Source organism: Aeromicrobium marinum DSM 15272 (assembly GCF_000160775.2).
Taxonomy (GTDB): Bacteria; Actinomycetota; Actinomycetes; order Propionibacteriales; family Nocardioidaceae; genus Aeromicrobium; species Aeromicrobium marinum.
Genome location: NZ_CM001024.1, coordinates 1,409,281 through 1,431,813 on the forward strand (window position 1 = coordinate 1,409,281; position 22,533 = coordinate 1,431,813).

Here is a 22,533-nt window from a genome sequence, read left to right on the forward strand (position 1 = left end):
GTTCCCCCGCCCGTGTGAAGTCATCGATCCTGTCGCCGTCAGGCGTCCTGTGACGATATCAACGCAGCGAGGCCGTGCGGGCTCGTTTCGACCTTGACACCGCTGCAGTCTGCGGTGAAGCTGACTCCGGTGACCTGGGGTGGCACCTCGCCCACGCGCGGGACGTCGCTCGCGGAGAAGAAGGCCAGGCTCTCGGCGGCCTGCTCCTCGTCGAACCGGTGTGACACGTGGCGGGCCCACTCGGCCCCGAGAGTCTCGGCGACCACCTCGTGGACCCGCATCTGGCGGACTGGATCTGCTGCGAGCAGGCTCTTGACGCGCTTGATGAGGTCGTCGACGGACGTGCCCGCGGCGGTCTCCGTGGTCATGATCGACGCGATCGTAACCGTGGCTCCGACAACTGGCAGCAGCTGGTGGAGCGAGAAGATGTGTCGCCGCTCGGACTTGGTGGTCGTCTTGACCTCGAGCCTGCTGCCGTTGGCCGCGAAGTCGAATGCGTCGTCGATGCTGGCGTGCCAGGCATCGATGGTCGCCGGCAGGTCGCGGCTCGCGCACAGGACGAACAGCTCACCCCACAGGCCGAGCACGCTGCCGCGCGGGTTGGGGCTGGCATCGAAGAGGTGGACGAGGCGACGCATGGCGATGCTCACCTCGCCCGGTGCAGGGTCGGGCCCGATGACCTCGACCAGGTTGGCGACGACGTGGAGGAACGGCTCCAGGTACTCTGCCTCCCCGAGCCGCAGCCGCATCAAGCCGAAGCTCCCCTGCTCGACGGTTCCATCGGCGAACCGCACCGCCAGCGTGATGCTGGGGTCGAGCGACAACCGCCACAGCTGCGTCGGCGGTTCGGGGTTGGTGTCCGCTGGGGTCAGGAGCACCACGGCGTTGTCCACGTCGCGACCGATCTTGAACCCGGGCGCGCTGGGAACGTCGACCACGTCGAAGCCCTGCTCCGCGCTGGACCTGATCGACTGGAGCGCGGCGACCAGCTCCTGCCCCGTCGTCATAGATCCCCGTCGAGCTGAATCAGCGCGCCGCCAGCAAGATCGTGCGGCAGTCGGAAGTTCAGGCCAATGGCGTTCCACGCCGGACCGCTCTTGCCTGTCACGTTGTGCACCTGCAGGCTGAAGAGCTCGTCGGAGAAGAACTCCCGGTCGCCCTGGTAGGGGCCGTTGGGCGCCTTGCCCTGCTGGAGGTTCGACACCGCGGCGCCGTCACTCGCCAGTGACCGCGAACGTTCGCGCAGACCGTCCATCAGGTAGATCTGAGCCCCCAGGTTCGGCCGGTCATCCAGCCGCGCCTTCAGCACCAGGCACAGCTGCTGGACCAGGACCTGGTCCTCGACTGTGCCCTGCCAGTCGATCAGCAGCTCGTCGACGACCGCCGCCAGGGAGGTCTCGTACACCTGGTTCCGGTACTCGGTGGTCCGCTGGTCCCGTGGATCGTCGACCACGTCCCCGCCGTGCTGCGCGTTGAAACGGTGGAGCCGATCGCGGTTGACACCAGCCATGGCTCCGAGGTCCCCGATCCGGTCGACCGCGTTCCACGTCCCGCCGCGGAAGCGGCTGTGCAGGTACGGGAGCTCGATGACGGCCTTGCGGGTGGCTTTGAACGTCGGATCCAACAGCATCTGGCGGGTCCAGTCCTTCAGGCTCATCCCGGCCAGCTCGGCCTTCTTGAGCTCGGCTCGCAGGTGCTCCTCGTGCTCGACGTAGTGCTCGTAGGAGTCGGCCAGGCTCACGGGCAGCCACGCCCGACACAGGTCGCCGTAGCTCGCCTTGTAGCCGAAGAAGCGCGCTCGCTGCTGGATGGTGTCGGCGTTGCCCACACCAACACCTCTCGGCATGAAGGTGACGGCCAGCCCCTCGATCGTGAATCCGCGGTCGAGCTTGTTACCACCGATCACGATCCATGCCGGCGCCGTCGCCCAGTTGAGGTCGTCGGCGTTCGTCGGATCAGAGTTGATCACCCGAACCTGGGTGGCTCCCATCCACCAGTGGATCGACTCCAGCAGCTCGTCGAGCGGCGGGACCTCGCGCTGGGCAGTGGACACAAGGTCGTCGTACGCGGGACGGAAGTAGGCGTCGACCAGCTCGTCGCGGTCGATGCTCCGGCTCGCGAGCAGGTCGGCCCAGCTGGACCGCAGCGTCTCGACGAACTGTCCGTAGATGGTGTGCATCTCGACGCCGTGCGACGGGTGCACGAGCATCGAGACCATCTGCTCGTGGGGCAGCATCGCCTTGGCGAGGAAGAAGGTGGCGAAGGCGCTCTTGAGCGGCTCCGGCGGCTCCGCGGCGGCCGAGTCCAACGCGTCTGCTACCTCTGCGTCGTTCATGGTGCGCACGAAGGACCCACGGTGGTCGTCAAAGAAGTACTTGCCGCCCGTGTAGCCCAGACCCGGGGAGAGCACGTTGACATGATCCGGGGACAAGGCATCCGCCAGGCTGATGAGCAACGGAGCCTGGGGAGTGGCCGTGTACATCACGTACGAGCTGTTCGGTGCCGCGTCCCGCAGACCAAGGATCGATGCGTAGGTCGCTGTCTCTTCCTTGACCCCGTCGACGACGCGGCCGGCATTCATTCCGGCCTGGTCGGCTTCATCGTCGATGACCAGCACCGGCAGTGATTCGATCGGCACCCCGTAGTTGCCGAGCAGAGCCAGCAGGTCGCGGACGTTCGTCAGGCGGGTGGTGTTCTTCATGACCGTGACCACCGTGGTGCGCCGGAACATCTCGGGTGTCTTGGGATTGGTCATGGCCTTGACGTGCGTGGCGATCTCGTTCGCGCGAAGCGAGGTCGCGTCAGGGTTCCTCAGAAGGAACCACGGGCTCAGACCGCCGTCGCGCTCAACTCGCAGGTCCTTCACCAGTCGGTCCGCCGTCTGGCTGTGCAGGCTGATCTTCGTGCCGGCGAGCAGAATCACGAGCGGGAACCCGTTGTCCCGCGCCATGGCAGTCAGAGTCGTGAAGGACAGCGTCTTGCCGCTCTGCACATATCCGACGACCAGGCCAGTCCTCGGTTGCGCTTGCCCCGAGGCGGGATCCACGCACCTCGCGAGGATCGACCGCGTCTGGGTCAGGACCTGGGCGCGTGTGGCGTCGTCCGACAGCGCGGTCTGGACCAGTGAGGTCGTCTCGGGTCCGATCGTCGGCGCCCACGAGGCCAGTGGGTCGGCCGCAGCGGCGGGGACAACTTCGACGTGTTGTTGGTCATCGGTCATGTCGGTCACGCCTTCGTCGAGAGGTAGTTGCGGAGGACTACGTTCGCGTTCTTCGTCACCAGTCCCGGCATGCTGGCTCCACTGCTTCGAGCGATGGCCTGGCCAAGACCCATCGCGATGGCCACCCGCCAGACCGGCTCGAGCTGATCTCCCGGCAGCTCGCAGTAGGCCCGCATAAAGGGGTGCGCCTGGTTCACCTTGATCGTCACGGCTGGTTCTACACCGCCCAGCTCTGACACCGAGAGCCAGTCGTGGTTGGCCTCGTCGGCGACAAGCTGGAAGGTCACCTTCCACCGCTTGCCCACCACGTCGATGGTGAGCTCGCGGTCGACCTGCATGACCTCGGTCGACGAGAGCGGCTCGGGGATTCCGTCCGATTCCGCGCTGGGGGGAAACTCTACGACCGGATGCGGTGAATAGTTGATGTCCGGAGCCTGCTCGAAGGTCTTGACGATCGTGTCGAGAATGCGCTGTGCCTCATCGGTCGGGACGATGACAGGCTTGCGCGACCGGTAGTTCTCGGCCTGTCTCAAGATCGGCTGAGGTTCCCGGTCAAGCTCGGCCTTGAGCTCGGCGAGGAACTCGTCCTCCTCCTCGTACCAGACGAGGGCGTCCTTGGTGTAGGTCACGTTGAAGTCGTCCATGTGCATCTCGCCGAAGACTCGCTGCGACCGGAAGCTGTTGGACCGGCCAAAGATGACTTCCGGCCGGTAGGTCTCCTCGCCGGCTCCGGTGACGACCTTGTTTCGGTAGAACAGGGCGATGCCAGCGGTGGCGGTGGCGCCCTTTTCGCGGATCCCGACGAAACCCTGGACACGTCGGCCTGACGCGAGCCGCAGGTCGACCTCCTTGCGCCAGACATGATCGTCCCCATCAGGTGTCCGCCAGTCGGGCGCCTCGAGAATCGGAGGTTCAGCGAACACCAGCGGCTCACCGTTGAACGTGATGAGCACGTCGCCATTGCGGATGAACTGACGGTAGATGCCGCCCAGGTACTCCTTGATCTTGCCCAAGGTCTTCGTCTGCGGAACTCGGTAGAGGCCTTCCATCCGGACCTCGGTGAAATGCACCTCCGCGGCCTCCGCCGTCTCCTCGACGTCGAGGCTCTCGTTGCGCGACTCGACGATCGCAGGTACGTCGAAATCCACCTTGCGGGTGGTCCGCTCCCCCAGGTTGGTTGACCGCACCGACCACCGTCGGGCGAACCAGCAGCACGCTGCCTTCATGCCGACCCCGAACTGCGACAGGCCGCTCTGGTCGGCAGGCGGGTCTGCCACCCGAAATGCTCGAGGCCAGTCCACGCCGGAGATGCCCGCTGCGTTGTCGCGGACGCTGATCGAACCACCGTCGGCCCTGTCGATCTCGATGTCGATCCTCAGCTGGTATTCGGGGCCCTCGACGTCGCGCAAAGCGTCGCGGTTGGCAACGTAGCTCTGGATGGCGTTGTCGACCAGCTCTCCCAGCGCGTACCAGGGCTGATATTTCATGTGCGGGAAGAGGTTGAGCATCCCCACGCCCGGCCTGATGCTGATGCTGTCGTCCGACATGTTCTCCGTTCTGAGCAGTTCTATGCATGTAGCATATTCCGAGGAGCCTTCCACGTCGTGGCAAACGCTCAGGATGCACGACGACCAGTGGTTAGGATCACATCATGGCGAGGCTGCGGAGCATGCAACACGTGTCGGCCGACCGGATTTCTCTTCACCAGGAGACGGACTGCGGGTGGCGCAGCTTCCAGGCCGACGGCGAGCGGATCCTGCAGCTGGACACCTACGGCTCGGACGGCCGTGCCATCTCCGGCAAGGTGAGTCAGTCGGTCCAGCTCGACCAGGCACATGCCCAGCAGCTGGTCGACATCATTCGACAGACCTTCCCTGGGGTGAAGTAGGTATGCCGTTCCCTTTGATCTTGCTTGCCCCGCCCGTGGTCACCATCGGTGTGGCCGTCGCAAAGTTGCTGTACGACGAGAACGAGAAGAACAAGAAGAGGAACGCGAGCAAGAACAGCGGCAAGAAGAAGCCCGCTCAGCAGAAGACCGTGGCCATTCTCGGTCCGCGTGGGTCAGGCAAGTCGTCGCTGGTGCAGCTGCTCGTCAACGGCCGGGTCCCCGATGTCGTCCGCCCCACAAACTTTCTCGAGACGGAGCACTCAACGACTCGACTGGGCAAGCACGAAGTGGCTCTCACCATCCACGACGTGTCAGGGGACCCTAGTTCCAGGAAGCAGTGGAAGTCGGCTGCCAAGGCCGCCAACCTCGTCGTGTTCGCCATTTCGGCCGAGGCCGTGCTCACCGACGACGGGTACGAGACGGCCAGATCCGCAGCAAACTTCTACGGCGGATTGGACTTCAAGCGGCGCACTGTCCTGGTCGTGAGCCACGCGGACATGGCCGAGCCGCAGACCTCTGAGACATACGAGCACCTGCTCAACCACGTGCGGGTGAAGACGCTCTTCAAGCTGGTCGGAGCAAAGGACCTCGTAGCAGCAAACTTGTTGAAGCACGCCGACCAGTCGAGAGCGATCATCACCATCCGTACAGCTCTCAAATGAGCGCCCAGAAGCCGGCGTACATCTTGTCGTTGCAGCCTGCTGACCCCCGCGCCGACACCATCGTGGTCCTCGACGGGCGGCTGGTCTCTGCAAGTGAACGCGGTGCACGCCGGGTGGCAGAGGACTTCCTGTTCGAGGCCTCCTCCACCAGCACGCACCGCGCAGACTTCCGCGTCGCTGAGGTGCCTGTGGTGGAGACCGTCCCCTCCGCCCGACCCACTGACCTTCGGATCGCCCTGGTTGCTCGGACAGATGTCCCCATCTCTGTGCTCACGACGGCTCTCGAGGTGATCTGCGACGCCTCCCACGTGCGGGTCGCCGCCGCCGATGTCGAGGGACTGCTCACGGCCCCCGTCCCGCGGTACAACTCCATCACCAGGCAGGTGACGCCGTCGCGGGGCGGAGTAGTTCAGCGGATTGTCGACTGGCTCAAGTTCCAGCTACGGAGATGAGAGAACCTTGACCACACTTCCGGACCGTCCTGAGGAACGGCGCATCATCATTGTTCGTAGTCCTCAGGACTACGAACAGGTCGACTTTGAGGAAACCTCCGAGGTCACCAGGAACGGCGATGTCGCTTTCGTCTCGAGCCAGCCCGAACGTAGTGCCGGGCAGCTCGTCCTTGACCTGCAACGACGAGGGTTGCTGGAGGCCGGGGCTGTCCTCGTCCAGAACCCATTCAATCCGCTTTCCTACTTCAGGATCGACGACGCCGAGGACCAGATCGGCATCAGGAAGTCGCACCTCATCGTCCAGCTCTGCCAAGTTCTCGGTGCCTCCAAGGTCTCGGTGATCTCGGCCCGCGACGAGAAGCACAACCTCGAGATGCGGGTCGAAGCTGGTCTCGTCGTCCCGCGGGGCAGTTTGAAGGGCGAGGGGAACCGGAAGCGGCTCGAATCGTTCGTGGCGTCCGCCAGCATCATCGATGAGCTCACGGGTAGCGCGGCACCAGACATTGAGACGGCCCGGGATCTCCTGGAACGTGCGGGACTCGACGACGACATCGCCCTGCATCAGCTGGTAGTCGCGCGCGCGCACCCCACGAACACGCTCAGGAAAAGGACCGTCAAGGTGAACATGACGCAGGAGGCCAGCCGCACCATCGATGCCGTGATCGAGGCACGACACCTTCTGGCCAAAGCAGGCGGAAAGTTCCGCTCCTCCGAGGTGCGCCGGACTAGCGTCACCTTCACATACGAGATCGAGTTCGGCGCTGACGTTTCTTGAGTAGCCACGGTGTGATGTGCTCCGGATCGTGAGTGTCAACGACTTCGTCCCGGCTGACAGCAAGTTGGAGGCGGTGACTCGTCTCAGCGCGTTGGTCGGTGCGCCTCCAGAGGGCCTGGGTCCGGGCAGCAAGGAACGGAAGACCTTGCTGGTCAACCTGGCCGCAGCGCTGGGTCTGACGGTCGACACCGACGCAGACAAGCCCGAGCTCGCGCGACAGATCTCGACCCTTCTCGGCATGGCATGGACACCTGACTGCTGGTCTGCCGGCCACACCATCACGCTGGTCGGGCTGAACAGGCTGCTCAGCGGCACGCACCGAGAGGTGAAGCGGCGCGAGACGCTCTCGCAAGGGAGCTCCTCACGGCATCCGGTCCCTGCCCGGAGCAAGCTCGAGGCTGTCACCCGCATCAGCTCGCTGACCGACGGTCCCCCGCAGACCCTCGGTCCGGGCAGCAAGGAGAGGAAGTCCGTCCTCACCGACCTGGCCGACGGCCTGGGTGCGCCCGTTGACGTCACCCTCGACAAGCCCCGTCTGGCGGAGGCTCTCGTCAATCACCTCGGAGGGTCATGGGACGACTCGTGCTGGTCGACCGGCAGCACCATCACGCTCGAGGGTCTCAACCGTGTCCTGATCGGAGCCGAACGCAGGCTCAAGGCTGATTCTCCCGTCGTCGGTGGGATGTTCTCCTCCCCCGCCAAGGAGGCGCAGGCACTTCTTGCTGTGGTGGCTGACGCCGTACCTGTGCGAATGGACGGACGCAGGAGCGTCGAGGAGATGCATGCGGCGGAATCGAGGCACTGGGCCCAGGACGAGTGGCGAGGCTTCTACTTCGAGCACATCGCTCTCCCTGCCCTTGTCAATGGCTTTGGCGGCGGCCCCACCACCGTGGAAAACACGGTCTTCGACTACAGCCTCGGTGAGATCTGGGACCTGAAGTGCCACGGCGACGACTCACCAGCGGCCATCCTCAACGCCTGTGAGGCGATCGACACCTGTCTGAAGACCAGAGGGTTCGGTCTGCTCGTGCTCGAAGGGACCACCGTCCTGGATGACGGTGAGTTCCGAGAGTGGCAGCGAGAATTTCGGGTTGCCAACGGTAGACCTCCGAAGCCGCGATCACGTCCTGCGGCGTACGAACGACGCTCAAAGGTCGCCTTCGTCCCCGCCCGGTTGGACGCCTTCTTCTTCGAGGACGGCCGATCGTTCGAGCTCGCGAAGGAGGAAGGGCTGGTGACCGTCATGTCGCAGGGGCGCCAGACAGACGGATCGCCGCGCAGGCCCAAGTACGTGCTCCAGACGGCAAAGGCCGAGGGCACCCGGTTCCACGTCGCACACCTGCCACTGCCGGTCAGATGAGCGGTGAGGAACCCGGTCGGGTCTCCCCGGGTGGAAAGTTCTCCCGACGGATGTCGAAGCTCGCGCGGGCAGACACGGCGCCCGAACTCGCGCTACGTCGAGAGCTGCACCGTCGCGAACTTCGCTACCGGGTGCAGAAACATGTGCCCGGCAACCGGCGCCGTCGCATCGACGTCGCATTCACCAGAGCCAGAGTGGCTGTGTTCGTGGACGGCTGTTTCTGGCACGGCTGTCCGGAACACCACACCCAGCCCATCACCAATCGCGAATGGTGGGAGTGGAAGGTCCAGCGGAATCGCGACCGCGACGCCAACACCAACGAGCTACTCACACGACACGGGTGGACTGTGATCCGGGTCTGGGAGCACGAGGACCCGGCGGAGGCTGCGGACCGGATCGAACTACTCGTCCGGCGGCCTGACTAGTCGGTGTTTTTCGAAGCAGCCTCGAGCACACTGGCCCATTGATCGCCCGAGCGCTCCATCTGAGCACGCGCGACGTGGGACACGACGCCAACGTTGACGCCGTTGCCAAGTTGCTTGTAGGTGAGTGCATCCGGCTGACCAGGGAAATCGAACCAGTCCGGCAGCCCTTGCAGACGGGCCGCCTCGCGAGGAGTGATGCGGCGAAGAGGCTTGCCGAGGATCGTCGTCTGGGTGATGGCGACCAGGGCAGGTACGTAGGTCGGCCGCTTGACGCGGATGCCGGACGGGCGGAAGTGCATGATGCAGTCCTCTAGGGAAGCAGAATCCTGCGCCTGCCACTCGAACTTCCGGCGCGACGCAGGAAGGTCTGCCAGGTCGTCAAACTCTTCCAACCAGGGGTCGAGGATGGCTGAGTGCTCCGTGTAGAACTCGGCGTTCTTGCGGAGGAAGTTCTTCTTCCATGCAGGAAGTTCCGGTGAGATCACCAGATCGTCGGAATGGATGAAGGCATCTACCCACACCGGGAACCCCGGGAGCTTCTCCACGCCGGCAGCACGAAGCCGCAGTACGAACTCGGACCAGACGTGGACCCAGTGCTGCTCGGTGGCCGTCAGGTCGTAGTTGGCGCGATCGGCGATCTCGCTCTCGTCCTGGAGGATGTCCGACAGCTTCCAGTCCTGCGGGTTCCAGCCCTCGATCGGTCGGTTCACCACCACTGGCTCGATCTCGTCCTGAGCACGATCATCGCCGACGTAGGTGCCGACGATGAAGACGCGTTCACGGATCTGCGGACTGCCACCCATCCACGGCGGGAGCAGATGCGGGGAGAAGACGGCCGGGGTCGAACTGACTTGGTAGCCGAGATCCCTCAGCGAGCTGATGATGACGTCCCACTCGTGGGTGTGGCGGGGCCCAGCAATATTGCGGACGTTCTCGAGCAGCACGATCGACGGACGGTGCTCCTCCAGGATCCGCAGGATGTTCCAGAAGAGAGTGCCGCGCGCCTCGTCCATGCCTCGCTGGAAGCCAGACTTGGAGAACGGCTGACACGGGAACCCCGCAGCCAGGACGTCGTGCGGCGGAACCTTCACGACCGGATCGGTCTCCGGCACGATGTCGCCAGCCACCGGCATGTTCCAGTTGTGCTGATAGATCTTCGCGGCTGCCTCATCGATCTCAGACGCGTAGACGCACTCTCCGCCCAGCTCGGAGAGGGCGGCGTGGAACCCGCCGATCCCGGCGAACAAGTCGATGAAGGTGAATCTCGGAGTGCTCGAGCTCATGTTCGAAGCCTATTCGCGCGGTCGGACATCGGACGGGATTGAACGCGTGTCGGCGGACGGTCCGGGAGGACCGTCCGCCGACACGGCTCGCTCAGCTGCAGCCGCTGGTGCTGCCGCAGCCCTCGCACACGTGGCAGGAGCCGGCGGGGCGCATCTTGGTGCCGCAGGTCATGCACAGCGGGGAGTCGACGGCGGCGCCGGTGATGGCCTCCATCAGCTCGGCGCTGGTGTGGGCGGTGGCGGGGGCGGGCTTGGCGCCTGCGTCGCCTCGGACTTCGTCCTCACGGTCGCTTCGCTCCCTGGCGACCGCGGAGTCGTCGCCTCGGGCTTCGCCCTCACGGTCGCTGCGCTCCCTGGCGACCACATCGTCGGAGATGAGCTCGGCTGCCGTGGTGCCGTCGGAGATCGTCGGCTGGTGGCTGCCCGTGTCGAGGTAGCGCTGACGCTCCTCGGCCGAGTGGATGCCGAGCGCCGAACGGGCCTCGAAGTCCAGGTAGTCCAGGGCCAGGCGACGGAACGTGTAGTCCATGATCGACTGGCTCATGCGGACGTCCGGGTCGTCGGTCAGACCGGCCGGCTCGAACTTCATGTTGGTGAACTTCTGCACGAAGGTCTCGAGCGGCACGCCGTACTGCAACGAGATGCTGATCGCGATGCTGAAGGCGTCCATCATGCCGGCGAGGGTCGAGCCCTGCTTGCCCAGCTTGAGGAAGATCTCGCCGAGCGAACCGTCCTCGAGCGCGCCCGAGGTCATGTAGCCCTTGGCGCCGCCCACGGCGAACGATGTGGTGATGGCCTGGCGCGAGCGCGGCATCTTGCGGCGGATCGGCTTCTCGACGATGACTTCCTTGACCTCGACCTTGGTGTCACCCGAGGACTTGGCCTCCTTGCCGTCGCTGAGCGGCTGACCGACCTTGCAGTTGTCGCGGTACACCGCGAGCGCCTTGAGGCCGAGCTTCCAGCCCTGGAAGTAGACGTCCTTGATCTCCTCGACCGAGGCGGACTCCGGCAGGTTGACCGTCTTGCTGATCGCGCCGGACAGGAACGGCTGGCACGCGGCCATCATGTGCACGTGGCCCATCGGCTTGATGGAGCGCTGGCCCATCGCGGTGTCGAAGACCTCGTAGTGCTCGGTCTTCAGGCCCGGCGCGTCGACCACGTGACCGTTCTCGGCGATGTACTCGACGATCGCCTCGATGGTCTCGCCGGCGTAGCCGAGCTTCTTCAGGGCCGCGGGGATCGTCTGGTTGACGATCTGCATCGAGCCGCCACCGACGAGCTTCTTGAACTTGACCAGGCTGAAGTCCGGCTCGATGCCCGTGGTGTCGCAGTCCATCATGAAGCCGATGGTGCCCGTGGGCGCCAGCACCGACGCCTGGCTGTTGCGCCAGCCGTTCTTCTCGCCGATCTTGAGGTTGTCGGCCCACTGCTTGGCGGCCTCACGGTGCACCGCGATGTCCATCGAGTGCAGCGTGCGGATCTCGTCGTTGGCGGCCTGGTGCTTGCGCATGACCCGCTCGTGCGCCGACGCGTTCTGCGCGAAGCCGTCGTACGGGCCGACCACACCGGCCAGCTCGGCCGAACGGCGGAAAGACGTGCCGGTCATCAGCGAGGTGATGGCGCCGGCCAGCGCGCGGCCACCGTCGGAGTCGTACGCCAGGCCCGACGCCATGAGCAGCGCGCCGAGGTTGGCGAAGCCGATGCCCAGCTGGCGGTAGGCGCGCGTGGTGTCGCCGATCGCCTCGGTCGGGAAGTCGGCGAAGCAGATGCTGATGTCCATCGCGGTGATGATGAACTCGACGGCCTTGACGAAGGTCTCGGTGTCGAACGAGCCGTCGTCCTTGAGGAACTTCAGCAGGTTCAGGCTGGCCAGGTTGCAGCTGGAGTTGTCCAGGTGCATGTACTCGCTGCACGGGTTGGACGCGGTGATGCGGCCGGCCTCGGGCGAGGTGTGCCAGTCGTTGATCGTGCCGTCGTACTGGATGCCCGGGTCGGCGCACGCCCACGCGGCCTCGGCGATGTCGTTCCACAGGCTGCGGGCGTCGACGGTCTCGATGACCTCACCGGTCATCCGGCCGCGCAGGCCGAACTCGGTGCCGTCCTCGACCGCGCGCATGAACTCGTCGTTGACGCGGATCGAGTTGTTGGCGTTCTGGTACTGCACGCTGGTGATGTCGGCGCCGCCGAGATCCATGTCGTAGCCGGCGTCGCGCAGGACGCGGATCTTGTCCTCCTCGCGCGCCTTGGTGGCCACGAACTCGGCGATGTCGGGGTGGTCGACGTCGAGCACGACCATCTTGGCCGCGCGACGCGTGGCGCCGCCGGACTTGATGGTGCCCGCCGACGCGTCCGCACCGCGCATGAACGAGACCGGACCGGACGCCGTGCCGCCGGAGGAGCGGAGCAGCTCCTTGGACGAACGGATGCGCGACAGGTTGAGGCCCGCACCGGAGCCACCCTTGAAGATCAGACCCTCCTCGCGGTACCAGTTGAGGATCGAGTCCATCGAGTCGTCGACCGCGAGGATGAAGCACGCCGACACCTGCTGCGGGCTGGACGTGCCCACGTTGAACCACACCGGGCTGTTGAAGCTGAACACCTGGTGCAGCAGCATGTGGGTCAGCTCGTGCTCGAACACCTCGGCGTCGGCCTCGGTGGTGAAGTAGCCGTGGTCGCGGCCGGCCTGGGTGTAGGTGAGCACGACCCGGTCGAGCAGCTGGCGCAGGCTCTGCTCACGCTCGGGGGTGCCGACGGCGCCGCGGAAGTACTTGGTGGTGACGATCGTGGAGGCGTTGACGCTCCAGAAGTCGGGGAACTCCACGCCACGCTGCTCGAAGACGTGCTCGCCGGTCTTCCAGTTGGTCTGCACGACGTCGCGGCGCTCCCACGTGACGGCGTCGTACGGGTGCACGCCCTCGGTGGTGTAGACGCGCTGCAGGGACAGACCCTTGCGTGCGCCTGCCTTGCGGGAGGACCCGGTGGGTCCGTTGACCGTTTCCGTCATGGAACTGCTCCTGTGTGATGTGGCGTGCGGTGGTGGCGGTGCTGTGTGCGTTCTGGGTGGTGCGGGGTGTTCAGTTCTGGTGCTGATCGCCCGTGCGGGCGGTGTGCTCGGCCAGCTCGCCGTCGGCGGCGCTGGCCATGAGGGTGGCGATCTCGGCGGCGAAGTCGTCGGCGGAGTCGAACGCCTTGTAGACGCTCGCGAACCGCAGGTAGGCGACCTCGTCGAGTGCCTTGAGCGGCTCGAGGATGGCCAGACCGACCTGGTGCGCCTCGATCTCGGGGCAGCCCGAGGCCCGCAGCGTGTGCTCGACGGACTGACCGAGGCGGGCGAGGTCGTCGGTGGAGACCGGACGGCCCTTGCATGCCTTGGCGACGCCGGCGATGGCCTTGTCGCGCACGAACGGCTCGGTGGTGCCGGACCGCTTGAGGACCATGAGCTGCATCTGCTCGGTGGTGGTGAACCGCTTCTCGCACGCCGAGCAGGCCCGGCGGCGACGGATGGATCCGCCCTCGTCGGCGACCCGGCTGTCGAGCACCCGGGTGTCGGTGTGCTGGCAGAAGGGACAGTGCATGGCGGACCTCCTCGAGGCGGTGGTGAGGTGGATGAAACTGTGGGAAACCTGTGCGTACCCGGTGGACGACCGCGGATTCCTGTGGAGTACCGCCGTGCACCTGTGCACTAGATGTGGAGAACTACATGCATGTAAGTACTACATGTAGGGGCAACCGTACGCTGCCGGTCGGCCCGGTGCAAGCACTCTGCCAGCCTGATCTGACAGTTCTGCCGGTTCGGCGCATCAGTGCAGGTCAGGGGCTGTACGTGACCCGCGACACGCAGCATGATGAGCCCATGAGCATGAACCTGAACCCCTACCTGCACCTGCACGACACGGCCCGTGAGGCGCTGGAGTTCTACCGCGACGCCCTCGGCGGGTCTCTGGAGCTCCTGACGTTCGGCGACTCCGGCATGAGCGACGATCCGGCCATCGCCGACCGGATCATGCACGGTCAGCTGACCACCGACGCCGGCCTGGTGCTGATGGCCTCCGACACTCCCCCGGGCATGCCCGATCCGACCGCCGGCACGACGGTCTCGGTGTGTCTCAGCACCACCGATCCCGCCAACGACCTGAGCGGCACCTTCGCCGCCCTGGCCGAGGGCGGCGAGGTCAAGGAACCGTTCCACGTCGCGCCGTGGGGCGACCCGTTCGGAATCCTCGACGACAAGTTCGGCATCACCTGGTTGGTCAACGGAGCCGCAGCACAGGAGTGAGCGCGTAGGCTCGCGCCACCGCAGCATCCATCGTTCGGGGGAACCATGAACCGCCTCTCCATCGCCGTCGCTGTCGCCTGCTTGGTCCTGACGGCAGCCGCCTGCTCGTCGGACGACGAACCCGCCGGCGTCCCATCCTCCGGCGGGGCCGACGACCTCGCGGCGGCGAGCGGGCCCTTCGCCGAGGCGGTCGCAGAGCTGCGGGACCTACCGGAGGTCGATCCGACCAGCGTCGACCCGCCCGTGCCGCCGGCAGACGTCGATCCGACGGTGTTCCTCGCGAACAGCCAGTGGGCGCTGGACCTCGCGGTCGACGCCCACGACGAGCGGTGGTGGGACTCGCCCCCGAACGGGGACGTGCTGCCCCAGCACCTCGCAGCCGGCGTGCCGCCGGCAATGCAGAACTACATCGCCGGGTTCGAGCAGTTCGACTCCGATCTTCCGTACACGCAGGAGTTCGTCGACCACTTCGCCGCCGACACCCAACCGACCGGGCCGATGCGGATCGTCAGCGCCCGCTGGGCGGCCGAGCCCACCGAGTTCGCCACCATGGCACGCCTCGAGACGGTCGCCGTGGTCGACCTGGGCGGGGCCGACGCAGCGCGTCCCGTGGTGATCGTGCGGAGCGCGGCGATCGGCACCACCGAGCTGTTCGGTGGTCTCGGCTCCTACTCGTGGGGATTCACAACCGACGTCTACGGCCACGACCCCTGCGTCCTGGCGCGGGACGGCGTCATCACCCCGGCCGAGGACCCCGATGGCGACGTCACCCTCGTCACCGCGCTGATCGAGCGCCTCACGTCCACCGAGGAGCTGGAGCCGCGCGAGGTCGACAACCGCCCGCTGGAGGAGTCGGTGGCCGAGGCCTGCGGGAGTTCGTCCTGAGCCTGCTGCCCTGCCCCCTGAGGCTGGTACATCTTCGGCACGATCTCGCGCTTCGCTGATTTGCGTCGTCCGAAGTGGGTAGTACGTTCGAACTATGACTACTTCTCCCCGTTTCACCGTTCCCGGTCTCAGCCAGGCTGAGGGCGAGAAGGTCGCGGGCATCCTGCAGGAGCGCCTGCACGCCCTCAACGACCTGGCTCTCACCCTCAAGCACGTCCACTGGAATGTCGTGGGTCCCCACTTCATCGCCGTGCACGAGATGATCGACCCGCAGGTCGAGGAGGTGCGCGGTTTCGTCGACGAGACGGCCGAGCGCATCGCCACCCTCGGGTCTCCCCCGCTGGGCACCCCCGGTTCCATCGTGGCCGGCCGCAGCTGGGACGACTACTCGATCGCCCGCGGCACCACCAATGAACACCTCGGCGCCCTCGAGATGGTCTACACCCAGCTCATCGGGGACCACCGCAAGGCGCAGGCGGCCACCGCCGACCTCGACCCGATCACCGAGGACCTGCTCATCGCGCAGATCAGCAGCCTCGAGCTGTTCCAGTGGTTCATCCGCGCCCACCTCGAGAGCACCACCGGTGGCCTGTCCACCGACGGTGCCGAGAGCGAGCAGGCTGCCGCCGACGCCGCGGGTGAAGCGGCCGACGTCACCGACTGACCCACCTCATGCTCGGAAGCCCGCCCCCTCACGCAGGGTGGCGGGCTTCCGTACGTGGAGGCACTACCGGGCGTAGTCGCGCAGCTCGGGCTCGGCCGGGACGGTCTCTGCGCCGATCGTGTTCTTCGCCGTGACCCCCAGCGCCGACACGACGTCGAGGCCGAAGGTGAGCAGGTTGACCGACGGCATGGTCGGCCGCAAGCAGGTCGCCCGCGACACCCGGTCGAGCTGCGCGGGACCCGGGTTCGTCAACGCGTCGATGCCGATCAGCCAGGCCGCGTTGTCGTAGGCCATGCCGAAGTGCTCCACGATCTGCAGGGGGCACAGGTCCTGCACCATCGTGTTCGTCACGTTCGGCGCCGGCTCCAGGAACGACGGCGTCGGCGGGGCGACGATCTCGTCGTAGCGGGTGCCGATGACCGTGTAGTCGATGCCCGGAAACGTCTCGGGGCCGTCGTTGAGCGCGGCGAGGAAGTTCGACCCGGCACTCTGCTGCCAGTTCGCCGCCGAGCAGCCGCCCTGGATCAGGCACAGGCCCACCCCGGACGTCGAGCCGTGGTTGGAGCTCGACAGGCCGACGTAGTCGTCGACCATCGCGCGGGTGTCGGGCCAGTACTTCAGCGCCCACCGGCCCACCATGCCGCCCTGGCTGTGGCCGACAATGCTGATCGGCCGGCCGGCGCGGGCGCGCATCGTGCGGATCGCGTGCACCACGTACTCGGCCGACACCTGGATGTCGCCGGTGGCGCCGTTCGGCGAGTCCAGCAGGCAGTAGGCGCGCCCGGCGGACTTCATGGCCTTGGCCCAGTTCCACGACCAGTTGGCCTTCGACGTCGAGGTGGTGCCGTGCAGGAACAGCACGGGAGCCTGCGATCCGGCAGCGAGGTTGCCGTGACAGCTCATCGCCGCGGCGGCCGTCGCCGCGGGCACGGTGAGCGGCGGGGTCCCGTCGGAGGACTCCGAGCCGACGGCGGCCGTCGGTGCGGCCAGCGTCGCGGCGACCAGCAGGCCGGCTGCGGCCGCCCACCGGCGCGTGGGACGGGGGCGGATCGGGGTGCTGCGCGTCATGAGGTCCTCCGGGTCGACGATCACCTGATCAACGACCACCCGTGACCGGGGTCACGTGAGCGGAGTCGCCCTGACGTTCGCCAGCCCGAGGAACGAGGGCGTGAGCGCAGCGAGGCAAACCTTGCGTAAGTGGGTCGCCTCGGGCTCGTTCCTCGCCCTCACGGTCGCTCCGCTCCCTGGCGACCGCACGGGTTGCGTTCGCCAGTCCGCGAGGAACGAGCGGACGTGAGCGCAGCGAGGCGAACCCCAGGTGAGTGGGTCGCCTCGGGCTCGTTCCTCGCCCTCACGGTCGCTCCGCTCCCTGGCGACCGCGATGCATCCGTTCGCCAGTCCGCGAGGAACGAGCGGACGTGAGCGCAGCGAGGCGAACCTCGCGTGAGTGGGTCGCCTCGGGCTCCGCCGTCACGGTCGCTGCGCTCCCTGGCGACCAAGGGTGTGGTTTCGAGGCTGCTCGTTCCTCGCCCTGGCGACCAGGGGTGTGGTTTCGAGGCTGCTCGTTCCTCGCAGCACCTCAACCACCGAGGCTGCGCGAGCTTGCGAGGGTGCGCGGGGAAGGGTCAGTGGACCGTCAGGTAGCGCAGGGCGGCGTCGACGAGTGCCGTGGCGGCCGTCCGCGAGGTGTGCTCGAACTCCTTCGCCTGACGCACCAACGCCGCCGGGTCGACGCCCGCGGCTCGGACCTTGGCCGCGGAGTCCTCGACCCAGCGGGCGTAGGTCTCCGGCGTCACCTCGGGATGGAACTGCCAGGCGATGACCCGCGCACCACGAGTCTCGTCGACGAAGCACTGCGGACCGTGCCACGTGGACCCCAGGACCCGGGCGGTCTGCGGCGGCGCGAACGTGTCGTGGTGGAACTGACCCCACGGCCCGCGCGGGCACAGCTCGTCGTCGAGGGTGTCGATGCGCTGCCAGCCCAGTTCGGGAGCGTCCATCGCCCACGACGTGCCGCCGAGGGCCCGGGCGATCAGCTGAGCTCCGTAGCAGATGCCCATCACCGGCACCCCCGCTGCGAGCGACGCGCGCACCAGCCGTGACTCGGCCACGACCGGGTGCACGTGGGCCGGATCATGGGCGGACCGCTCGGAACCGAGCAGGAGCAGCAGGTCGCCGGGCACCCACTCGGCCGGCTCGGGCAGGCCGTCGCGGTCGAGGTCGACGAGATCCGCGCCGAGGGCCCGCAACCTCGCCGTGACGTGGCCGCCCTCACGATCGGTGGCGTCGGAGACGACGTGGACCAGCATGCGCCCAGTCTCCCCGACGATCGGGCGAACCGAGCCGTCACCCAACGTTCGGCATCCGTTGCGTCACCCCGGGACGCATGCGTCGTTAACGATGTGTGACGCAGATCATGTTCGGCCACGGTGTGGCCTCCGGTGACCCCTTGCCCACCTCGGTCGTCCTGTGGACCCGGGTCACCCCGACGCCCGAAGCGCTCCCCGGATCAGGGGTCGGCCCCGACACCTCCGTGACGTGGCAGGTCGCCACCTCGCAGGCGTTCAGCTCGATCGTGAAGTCCGGGACCGTGACCACCGGCACCGACCGCGACCACACGGTCAAGGTGGACGCGACCGACCTCGCCCCCGGCACCACCTACTGGTACCGGTTCGTGGCCGACGGGCAGAACTCCCCCATCGGCCGCACCCGCACCGCGCCCGCCGACGAGACCGCCACCGGCAAGCTGCGGTTCGGCGTGGTGTCGTGCGCGAACTACCAGGCCGGCTTCTTCAGCGCCTACCGCCACCTGGCCGGTCAGCAGCTCGACGCCGTGATCCACCTCGGCGACTACATCTACGAGTACGCCAACGGCGAGTACGGCCTCGGTCAGGGCAACGTCGTCGTGCGACCGCAGCAGCCCGAGCACGAGATCCTCGTGCTCGACGACTACCGGCAGCGACACGCCACCTACAAGTCCGACCCCGACCTGCAGACGCTGCACGCCTCGGCGGCCTTCATCTGCACCTGGGACGACCACGAGACCGCCAACGACGCGTTCATCGGCGGCGCCGAGAACCACGACCCGGCCACCGAGGGTGACTGGGAGGCCCGCCGTCAGGCCGCCTTCCGCGCCTACGACGAGTGGATGCCCGTGCGCATGTCGGGCACGTCGGCCATCGGCGACGGCTACCAGCTGTACCGGCGGTTCCGGTTCGGCCAGCTCGCCGACCTGTCGATGCTGGACCTGCGCACCTACCGCTCCGCCCCTGGCGGCGCGTTCGACTTCACCCCCATCCCCGACGCGCCGAACCGCAAGATCGCCGGCGACGAGCAGCTGGGCTGGCTGGAGTCCGGGCTGGTGGAGTCCGACGCCCAGTGGAAGCTGATCGGCAACCCCGTGATGATCACGCCGGTGCTGTTCCCCCCGCTGCCCAACCAGGTGCGCGACGCCCTGGTGGACTTCGCCGGGCTGCTGCCCGTGGAGGGCCAGGCGTACAACACCGACCAGTGGGACGGCTACACCGTCGAGCGCCGCCGCGTGCTGGAGTTCCTCGCCGACCACGGCATCATCAACACCGTCTTCCTCACCGGCGACATCCACTCCGGGTGGGCGTGCGAGCTGCCGGTCAACCCGGGTCTGGCGCCGTTCTCGACCAACATCGGCACCGAACTGGTGTGCTCGTCGGTCACCAGCAACAACCTCAAGGACATCGTCGGGGCCCCGCCGCGGTCGGTGTCGGTGGGCGTGGAGACCGCGATCAAGACCGCCAACCGGCACATCAAGTACCTCGACTTCGACAGCCACGGCTACTCGGTGCTGGAGGTGACGCCGTCCAGGCTGCAGATGGACTGGTACGTCATCAGTGACCGCGCCGACCCGCAGGCCACCGCCGCCTGGTCGACGTCGTACTCCGTCGAGGCAGGGACCCAACGCGTCCAGAAAGTCTCTGCACCGACCGTGGGAGGTGCGGCATGAGCGGCGTCGGCGGACTCGGGCGCAGGACCTTCATCCGCGCTGCTGCGGCAGGCGGAGGCGCGGTCGTCATCTCCGGCGCGTCGGGTGCCCCGTGGGCCAACGCGCTCCTGGGCCCGATCGGCGCGAAGAAGCGCGTGTACGTGCTCGTCATCGACGGCGCGCGCCCTGACGAGATCGGTTTCGGCGGCTACATGCCGCGCCTGCAGGAGCTGAAGACGAGCGGCCGCTGGTTCCCCAACGCCCGCGCGCTGCCGATCCTGGAGACCATCCCCAACCACACGATGATGATGACCGGCGTGCGGCCCGACCGCACCGGCGTGCCGGCCAACGAGATCTACGACCCGGCCCTCGGCGAGGTGCGGGAGATGAACCGTCCCGAGGACCTGGTCTTCCCGACGGTCATCGAGCGGCTCAACCAGGCCGGCAAGAAGACCGGCACGGTGCTCAGCAAGGACTACCTGTTCGAGATCTTCGGCACCCGGGCCACCTACCGGTGGGAGCCGTTCCCGCTGCTGCCGATCACCAACCACGCGCTCGACGTCTTCACGATGAGCGCGCTGCGCACGATGGTGCTGACCGCGGATCCCGACATGGTGTTCTGCAACCTCGGCGACATCGACCGGCTCGGTCACGCCGACCTCACCGGCACCTCCCTGCAGCTGACCCGCAAGCTGGCGCTGGCCTCCACCGACGCGCAGATCTGGTCGTTCGTGAACTGGCTGAAGCTGCTGGGCCGGTGGAAGGACACGACGCTGGTCGTGCTGGCCGACCACTCGATGGACTGGAGCGACCTGAACAAGGTCGTCACCCTCAACGGCGCCTTCAAGGGCAACCCTTTGCTGGACGGACAGTTCGCGTTCGCCGACAACGGCGGCGCCGACCTGCTGACCTACATCGGGCCGGCGTCGGGCAAGGCCGCGTCGATGACCGAGGCCAGGCGGGTCGCGCTCGAGACCACCGGCGTGCTGTCGGTGCACCTGCCCGAGGAGCTGCGGCTGGGCCCGAACGTGGGCGACCTGGTCGTGTTCTGCAAGGCCGGCTGGCGCTTCTCCGACCCGAGCCTGATCGACAACCCGATCCCCGGCAACCACGGCCACCCGGCCACGTCGCCGATCCCGTTCTTCATCGCCGGCGGCAAGATCTCGCCCGCGGTGCTGAGCGCTCCGGCCACGACGATGGACGTCGCCCCGACCGTCGGTCAGGTCTTCGGCCTCGGTGCGCCTCCCGGCGGGTACGACGGCGTCAGCCGCCTCTGAGGCACTGCCCTCGTCCACAGGCGGTGGTCGGGGGCTGACAGGACGGCCCCGGCACCGCTATGTTCGCGGGCAACAGCCAGCGGGCGTTCGGGGGAACCATGTGGCGAGCAGTGGCGACGGTGATCAGTGGACTGATCCTCATCGGTGGGTGCGGGGGCGACGACCCGGTGCCGCGAGAACCCGAGCCGACGCCCTCGTCGACGGCGACTCCCCCGCCGATGCCCGACCAGGCACGGGAGAACACCGTCGAGGGTGCGGCAGCGTTCGTGACCTACTACGTCGACGTGCTCAACTACGCGGCGGTGACGGGGGATGTCGACGAACTGGAGGAGTTGACGGATCCGAGTTGCGAAGGATGCGCTCGATATGTCGAACTCTTCCGAAACACCTACGCCGACGGCGGCGCCATATCCGGAGGTGCTTGGAGCCTTGGCACGATCACCATTCGAGACGACGGCATCGAGACCTTGGCCAGCACAGACGTGCAGATCAACGAGGGCCAATACACAGCCACATCAAGCTCGGAACCCGAGGCCACGTCACGAACATCCGAACGACTCACGTTCGGAGCAGTGCTAACTGACGCCGGTTGGTCCACGACCCAGCTGTTCTTGGGAGATCCGAAGTGATCTCGGTGCTCCTAATCCTCGCCCTCCAAGGCGGAACGGCCGCTCTTGGCGAGAGCGGAATCGACGTGACGCCTGGAACGACCCACCCAGCCGTTCAACTAGAAGGCGTCCAAGAATCCGAAGGCCTGGGGCCCCGCGAAGGGCCCTTCCAGCCAATTGCTAGGCCGAACCCTCCACCGCAGCCGGTCGACGCCAACTGTTTGCCGGAAGCAGGCACGCAGCGTTGCTTCACGATCCCGCGCGACGATGAGGCGGACGAGCCGGAGGTGACGCCTGCGGATGTCGAGCGGGCCGTCCGGGAGGTCGGGCTCCCGGCGCTGACGGTGCAGATCCAGCCCGGCACCCGGACCCTCGTGAATGCCGACACGATCCTGCACACCGTGCCGGCCGACTTCGAGCGGACGGTGTCGCTGCTGGGCTTCACCGTCGACCTCGTCGCAACCCCCGCGCAGTACCGGTGGAACCACGGAGACGGCACGAGCAGCTCGACGGCTGGACCTGGACGGCCCTGGCCGGCGGCCGACGTCACGCACCGCTACCGGCGGGCGGCTGATGCCGTGCAGGCCAGCGTCGACGTCACGTACCGGGTCACCTATCGGGTGAACGGTGGTGCGTGGCAGACGCTGTCCGCGCCAATCACCGCGGCCGGCCCGGCCACGTCGCTGCAGGTCGCCGAGGCAGCCCCGGTCCTCGTCCGCCCCTGAGCCGCACCTACCGCCACTCGAGCGGATCGGTTGCTCACCTACCGCCCGGGCGTCGGACGTGGGGCAGCCCCGGAC

General features: G+C 67.0%; 21 protein-coding genes. 13 read left to right on the plus strand and 8 right to left on the minus strand.

Annotated elements, in window-relative coordinates; all coding sequences use genetic code 11:
- Positions 1–38 precede the first annotated feature (38 nt).
- The 3 genes from HMPREF0063_RS07215 to HMPREF0063_RS07225 form a co-directional block, all read right to left on the minus strand.
- A complete protein-coding gene (locus HMPREF0063_RS07215; protein ID WP_007078004.1) occupies positions 39–1,007 on the minus strand; it encodes a PD-(D/E)XK motif protein in 969 nt (322 codons plus the stop codon).
- On the minus strand, positions 1,004–2,950 hold the full coding sequence (locus HMPREF0063_RS07220; protein WP_169309972.1) for a Z1 domain-containing protein: 1,947 nt from the start codon (positions 2,948–2,950) through the stop codon (positions 1,004–1,006). The genes HMPREF0063_RS07215 and HMPREF0063_RS07220 overlap by 4 nt, the downstream gene beginning before the upstream one ends.
- Positions 2,951–3,225: 275 nt before the next feature.
- Positions 3,226–4,767, minus strand: a complete 1,542-nt coding sequence (locus HMPREF0063_RS07225; RefSeq protein ID WP_007078006.1) for an ATP-binding protein — start codon at positions 4,765–4,767, stop codon at positions 3,226–3,228.
- A gap of 104 nt (positions 4,768–4,871) precedes the next feature.
- Between HMPREF0063_RS07225 and HMPREF0063_RS16780 the strand changes: the two genes are divergently transcribed.
- Genes HMPREF0063_RS16780 through vsr form a run of 6 tightly spaced genes read left to right on the plus strand, consistent with a single transcriptional unit; the run spans position 4,872 to position 8,782 of the window.
- Positions 4,872–5,108: a hypothetical protein gene (locus HMPREF0063_RS16780; RefSeq protein ID WP_007078007.1), complete on the plus strand. Its 237-nt coding sequence runs from the start codon at positions 4,872–4,874 to the stop codon at positions 5,106–5,108.
- 20 nt (positions 5,109–5,128) lie between these two features.
- Positions 5,129–5,770, plus strand: a complete 642-nt coding sequence (locus HMPREF0063_RS16785; RefSeq protein WP_169309973.1) for an ADP-ribosylation factor-like protein — start codon at positions 5,129–5,131, stop codon at positions 5,768–5,770.
- Positions 5,767–6,222 (plus strand): hypothetical protein, encoded by a 456-nt coding sequence (locus HMPREF0063_RS07240; protein ID WP_007078009.1) that lies wholly within the window; start codon positions 5,767–5,769, stop codon positions 6,220–6,222. Before HMPREF0063_RS16785 ends, HMPREF0063_RS07240 begins: the two co-directional genes overlap by 4 nt.
- Positions 6,223–6,229: 7 nt before the next feature.
- The gene (locus HMPREF0063_RS07245) at positions 6,230–6,997 is read left to right on the plus strand and encodes a hypothetical protein (protein ID WP_007078010.1); all 768 of its coding nucleotides are present in this window, start codon (positions 6,230–6,232) and stop codon (positions 6,995–6,997) included.
- Between the two features lie 28 nt (positions 6,998–7,025).
- On the plus strand, positions 7,026–8,357 hold the full coding sequence (locus tag HMPREF0063_RS07250) for a hypothetical protein (protein ID WP_156794061.1): 1,332 nt from the start codon (positions 7,026–7,028) through the stop codon (positions 8,355–8,357).
- A gap of 50 nt (positions 8,358–8,407) precedes the next feature.
- Positions 8,408–8,782 (plus strand): DNA mismatch endonuclease Vsr, encoded by a 375-nt coding sequence (vsr, locus tag HMPREF0063_RS07255; protein ID WP_040320166.1) that lies wholly within the window; start codon positions 8,408–8,410, stop codon positions 8,780–8,782.
- Here the strand turns inward: vsr and HMPREF0063_RS07260 are convergent.
- The 3 genes from HMPREF0063_RS07260 to nrdR form a co-directional block, all read right to left on the minus strand.
- Complete coding sequence (locus HMPREF0063_RS07260) at positions 8,779–10,065, minus strand: DNA cytosine methyltransferase (protein ID WP_007078013.1); 1,287 nt, start codon at positions 10,063–10,065, stop codon at positions 8,779–8,781. The two genes, vsr and HMPREF0063_RS07260, sit on opposite strands and share 4 nt — an antisense overlap.
- A 91-nt stretch (positions 10,066–10,156) precedes the next feature.
- Complete coding sequence (locus tag HMPREF0063_RS07265; RefSeq protein WP_007078014.1) at positions 10,157–13,069, minus strand: vitamin B12-dependent ribonucleotide reductase; 2,913 nt, start codon at positions 13,067–13,069, stop codon at positions 10,157–10,159.
- A 70-nt stretch (positions 13,070–13,139) separates the two neighbouring features.
- Positions 13,140–13,640 (minus strand): transcriptional regulator NrdR, encoded by a 501-nt coding sequence (nrdR, locus tag HMPREF0063_RS07270; protein WP_007078015.1) that lies wholly within the window; start codon positions 13,638–13,640, stop codon positions 13,140–13,142.
- A 278-nt stretch (positions 13,641–13,918) separates the two neighbouring features.
- Here nrdR and HMPREF0063_RS07275 point away from each other — a divergent pair, with 278 nt between their 5' ends.
- The 3 genes from HMPREF0063_RS07275 (at position 13,919) to HMPREF0063_RS07285 (ending at position 15,890) form a co-directional block, all read left to right on the plus strand.
- Positions 13,919–14,341 carry a VOC family protein gene (locus HMPREF0063_RS07275; protein ID WP_007078016.1) on the plus strand — a complete coding sequence of 141 codons (423 nt, stop codon included), beginning with the start codon at positions 13,919–13,921 and terminating at the stop codon, positions 14,339–14,341.
- A gap of 45 nt (positions 14,342–14,386) precedes the next feature.
- Positions 14,387–15,226, plus strand: a complete 840-nt coding sequence (locus HMPREF0063_RS07280; protein WP_007078017.1) for a hypothetical protein — start codon at positions 14,387–14,389, stop codon at positions 15,224–15,226.
- Positions 15,227–15,320: 94 nt separating this feature from the next.
- A complete protein-coding gene (locus tag HMPREF0063_RS07285; protein ID WP_007078018.1) occupies positions 15,321–15,890 on the plus strand; it encodes a Dps family protein in 570 nt (189 codons plus the stop codon).
- 63 nt (positions 15,891–15,953) lie between these two features.
- On the opposite strand, the gene HMPREF0063_RS07290 is transcribed toward HMPREF0063_RS07285, so the two are convergent.
- Entirely contained in the window at positions 15,954–16,958 is a 1,005-nt protein-coding gene (locus HMPREF0063_RS07290) for an esterase/lipase family protein (RefSeq protein WP_156794062.1), read from the minus strand.
- Positions 16,959–17,515: 557 nt separating this feature from the next.
- Positions 17,516–18,199, minus strand: coding sequence for a type 1 glutamine amidotransferase (locus HMPREF0063_RS07295; protein WP_007078020.1), 684 nt, complete (start codon positions 18,197–18,199; stop codon positions 17,516–17,518).
- Between the two features lie 95 nt (positions 18,200–18,294).
- On the opposite strand from HMPREF0063_RS07295, the gene HMPREF0063_RS07300 reads away from it, so the two are divergent.
- The 4 genes from HMPREF0063_RS07300 (at position 18,295) to HMPREF0063_RS07315 (ending at position 22,458) form a co-directional block, all read left to right on the plus strand.
- Positions 18,295–19,869: an alkaline phosphatase D family protein gene (locus HMPREF0063_RS07300; RefSeq protein WP_007078021.1), complete on the plus strand. Its 1,575-nt coding sequence runs from the start codon at positions 18,295–18,297 to the stop codon at positions 19,867–19,869.
- Positions 19,866–21,125 carry an alkaline phosphatase family protein gene (locus tag HMPREF0063_RS07305; protein ID WP_007078022.1) on the plus strand — a complete coding sequence of 420 codons (1,260 nt, stop codon included), beginning with the start codon at positions 19,866–19,868 and terminating at the stop codon, positions 21,123–21,125. Before HMPREF0063_RS07300 ends, HMPREF0063_RS07305 begins: the two co-directional genes overlap by 4 nt.
- A gap of 119 nt (positions 21,126–21,244) precedes the next feature.
- On the plus strand, positions 21,245–21,754 hold the full coding sequence (locus HMPREF0063_RS15745; RefSeq protein ID WP_211208762.1) for a DUF6318 family protein: 510 nt from the start codon (positions 21,245–21,247) through the stop codon (positions 21,752–21,754).
- 266 nt (positions 21,755–22,020) lie between these two features.
- Positions 22,021–22,458: a hypothetical protein gene (locus HMPREF0063_RS07315; protein ID WP_040320167.1), complete on the plus strand. Its 438-nt coding sequence runs from the start codon at positions 22,021–22,023 to the stop codon at positions 22,456–22,458.
- Positions 22,459–22,533: the final 75 nt, after the last annotated feature.

What these genes read in the sequence shown, in the direction of transcription:
- HMPREF0063_RS07240 (WP_007078009.1), top strand. Translation starts at nt 5,767, where the DNA reads ATGAGCGCCCAGAAGCCGGCGTACATCTTGTCGTTGCAGCCTGCTGAC.
- HMPREF0063_RS07285 (WP_007078018.1), top strand. Translation starts at nt 15,321, where the DNA reads ATGACTACTTCTCCCCGTTTCACCGTTCCCGGTCTCAGCCAGGCTGAG.
- HMPREF0063_RS07295 (WP_007078020.1), bottom strand. Translation starts at nt 18,199, where the DNA reads ATGCTGGTCCACGTCGTCTCCGACGCCACCGATCGTGAGGGCGGCCAC.
- HMPREF0063_RS07280 (WP_007078017.1), top strand. Translation starts at nt 14,387, where the DNA reads ATGAACCGCCTCTCCATCGCCGTCGCTGTCGCCTGCTTGGTCCTGACG.
- HMPREF0063_RS07225 (WP_007078006.1), bottom strand. Translation starts at nt 4,767, where the DNA reads ATGTCGGACGACAGCATCAGCATCAGGCCGGGCGTGGGGATGCTCAAC.
- HMPREF0063_RS07290 (WP_156794062.1), bottom strand. Translation starts at nt 16,958, where the DNA reads ATGACGCGCAGCACCCCGATCCGCCCCCGTCCCACGCGCCGGTGGGCG.
- vsr (WP_040320166.1), top strand. Translation starts at nt 8,408, where the DNA reads ATGTCGAAGCTCGCGCGGGCAGACACGGCGCCCGAACTCGCGCTACGT.
- HMPREF0063_RS07265 (WP_007078014.1), bottom strand. Translation starts at nt 13,069, where the DNA reads ATGACGGAAACGGTCAACGGACCCACCGGGTCCTCCCGCAAGGCAGGC.
- HMPREF0063_RS07260 (WP_007078013.1), bottom strand. Translation starts at nt 10,065, where the DNA reads ATGAGCTCGAGCACTCCGAGATTCACCTTCATCGACTTGTTCGCCGGG.
- HMPREF0063_RS07275 (WP_007078016.1), top strand. Translation starts at nt 13,919, where the DNA reads ATGAGCATGAACCTGAACCCCTACCTGCACCTGCACGACACGGCCCGT.
- HMPREF0063_RS16780 (WP_007078007.1), top strand. Translation starts at nt 4,872, where the DNA reads ATGGCGAGGCTGCGGAGCATGCAACACGTGTCGGCCGACCGGATTTCT.
- HMPREF0063_RS07220 (WP_169309972.1), bottom strand. Translation starts at nt 2,950, where the DNA reads ATGGCGCGGGACAACGGGTTCCCGCTCGTGATTCTGCTCGCCGGCACG.
- HMPREF0063_RS07305 (WP_007078022.1), top strand. Translation starts at nt 19,866, where the DNA reads ATGAGCGGCGTCGGCGGACTCGGGCGCAGGACCTTCATCCGCGCTGCT.
- nrdR (WP_007078015.1), bottom strand. Translation starts at nt 13,640, where the DNA reads ATGCACTGTCCCTTCTGCCAGCACACCGACACCCGGGTGCTCGACAGC.
- HMPREF0063_RS07215 (WP_007078004.1), bottom strand. Translation starts at nt 1,007, where the DNA reads ATGACGACGGGGCAGGAGCTGGTCGCCGCGCTCCAGTCGATCAGGTCC.